The following is a 242-nucleotide window of genomic DNA, read 5'->3' as shown; positions in this document are numbered from 1 at the left end:
GCTCAAGGCCATGCGCGCAAACACGGCCCCCCGTCGCCGGTGCACCTTGATGCACACAGCGAAACTTGGCCGGACAGCGACGACAGCGAACNGCCGGCTTCCGAGTTCCCTCATTTCTTCTCGTGGGCTCGGAGATATGTATAAAAGCCAGCCTCAAGCCCATGCGCGCAAACACGGCGCGCTGTCGCTGGTGCACTTCGATGCACACAGCGACACTTGGCCGGACAGCGACGACAGCGAAC

The 242-nt window shown here is 62.2% G+C and carries 1 pseudogene; it reads left to right on the top strand.

From position 1 onward, the window contains the following. Positions 1-151: 151 nt before the first annotated feature. Positions 152-242 (top strand): annotated as a pseudogene (locus ACQ4LH_RS22275) (arginase family protein); the annotation flags it as partial.

This window comes from Pseudomonas peli (assembly GCF_050563605.1).
Lineage (GTDB): Bacteria > Pseudomonadota > Gammaproteobacteria > Pseudomonadales > Pseudomonadaceae > Aquipseudomonas > Aquipseudomonas peli_A.
The sequence above is the reverse complement of the archived record's forward strand: the minus strand, read 5'-3'. Positions and strand labels throughout refer to the sequence as shown.